The organism is Sodalis-like endosymbiont of Proechinophthirus fluctus (assembly GCF_001602625.1).
Taxonomy (GTDB): domain Bacteria; phylum Pseudomonadota; class Gammaproteobacteria; order Enterobacterales; family Enterobacteriaceae.
In genome coordinates this window covers 11,300-13,288 of the sequence record NZ_LECR01000077.1, presented here as the reverse complement: position 1 = coordinate 13,288, position 1,989 = coordinate 11,300, and the positions used below count along the sequence as shown (strand labels likewise).

The 1,989-nt window shown below is 47.2% G+C and carries 1 protein-coding gene; it reads right to left on the bottom strand.

Annotation, left to right across the window (positions count from 1 at the left end; all coding sequences use genetic code 11):
- Nucleotides 1–101: 101 nt before the first annotated feature.
- Entirely contained in the window at nt 102–980 is an 879-nt protein-coding gene (locus tag BG74_RS07495) for an N-acetylmuramoyl-L-alanine amidase (RefSeq protein WP_187202770.1), read from the bottom strand.
- Nucleotides 981–1,989 lie beyond the last annotated feature (1,009 nt).

Genomic DNA, 1,989 nt, shown 5'->3' with positions numbered 1-1,989 from the left:
GCCGGGCATCGCACGCGGCCAGTTTACCCGGCCTGATGATCGTCCGCTGCTAGCTTCTACAATCCAGCGTGTCCCCCGATCGACTGATTATCAAGCCTAACCTACCGCCTCGGGGCTAATAAGCGCCTTCTGAAACGTGGTGCTACTCCAGATGCCACCATAGCCCTGTCCTGTGGTGCTGAGAATGCCAAGACTTGGGTATATTCCGGCGCGCTGGTGCATCTGCTCAGGGCCACTGCCAGTTTATCCAGCGTGCCCGTTTGCGGAATGGTGTAACTGTAAGCGACCAGTGCCTGTTTGATAAGCGTGATATTTGCCCGCGGACCAGCGATGTTTGCCCTGCAAATATTTGTCCACTGTCGCCGCATCCTGCCATGCCCCTCTTGCTGCGCCACTTCCCGCCAAGGAAATTGCGGACCGGGATCGGTCTTTCTGAACGGCGCGATATCGCTATGCGCCAACATGTTCTGCGACTTAATTTGGTAACGGGCGATAATATCCCTTGCCAGACGGGCCGCTAACATCGTCTGTTCTTTATGATAGGGGATCCATTGCTTCCCGGTAGGCCCCTCATGAAAACCGTCATTAACGATTTCAATACCGATGGAAGCATCGTTAATATTATTGTACCCGGACCAGCCGCTTACGTTTACGCTTACGCCCGCGTGCCAGGCCAGCTTATTTTCCGGCACCAACTGCAATACCACCGGTTTACCGCAAATTTCGGTAGGATTGGAGGGAATAAGATAATGGGCGCTAGCGCTGCCGTGTGCAAGCAGCCGAAGAGATTCATTATCATCAACGGCAGTATAATGGAATATAAGAAATCGGACACGGTCATCCTGTGATTGAGATGGATAGGACATATCCACCGTATAATCGCCATGATCAATCAAGGTCGTCGGCGGTTTTTCCGCGTATTGATGCCCAGCGCACCCCGTCAGTTCTAGCGTACCCAGGAGCAATATTATTTTTTTCATATGGACCTTTCCTAGCGTAAAGAAAACATCCTAGCAACGACATAAATAACAAAAGCTCAACCAATGCGCGTCGGATAATGTGGTCACTCCGTAAACGCAGAGCAACTCCTCACTGACGGCAGGAAGCTGTTGCGCCAGTGATTGCCAAAGAGGCTACAAAACCGCACGGTCTTGCACGGATCATCGCGTTAGCAACGCCACCACCTTCCTTAGCCGTAATGCCTAGTATGTATTACCCATGATAAGAATATCTCTATGCACCACCATTTCGCAGCACATGTCGACCTTCGCACTAGCTTATTACAATTCCGCCTTCCCTTTGTCACCGCTATCGGCAATGACTATTTAATTATGGCCAGAATTCGCACTATCGCTGAGTTATTCTTTGTTGCATCTTCAGGACGTGAGTTATGGCAAAGGTTTCAGTGAAAACCTCATCCGATATAATCCGGAGAGCCGGCTATTAAATACTATCGAGTAGATAACAATATTATTTCTTTGAGGGCAAGGTATCCGATCTATAATTTTTCCCACCAACTAAACTCTACGTCAGATTGAAAATGCTAAACAGCGTACTTTATCTTTTTTACAAAAGAAACGCCGTTTAGCATAGAAGAATTTATACGTGGACGGTGCCGTCAGATCTTTACACTGCATTTAAAGACATACCACCTGCGTAACCGATAACCAGAGGATGTTATATCGACAGACGCAGACATTTCTGTCTACCGATATGGATTTTCTCACCGCAGACGCCCATCTCAGCCGGCTCGATATACTCACGCCGGGTAAAATTTATTCACCTAATCACGATCCATCGTGAGAACCACAGCCCATTGGCGTGAGAAGTAAAGTAAAGAATCCCATTTTATGTATATGAATAAAGCATCAGAAGATTTCTATAGAAGATTTCTATAATATAACCATATTTCATGAATATGAAATATGGTTTGACGAGGAATTTCTATGTTCTTGGTCAGAGTTTGCGTCTGAATTCAAGGCGTAAGAT

What these genes read in the sequence shown, in the direction of transcription:
- BG74_RS07495 (WP_187202770.1), bottom strand. Translation starts at nt 980, where the DNA reads ATGAAAAAAATAATATTGCTCCTGGGTACGCTAGAACTGACGGGGTGC.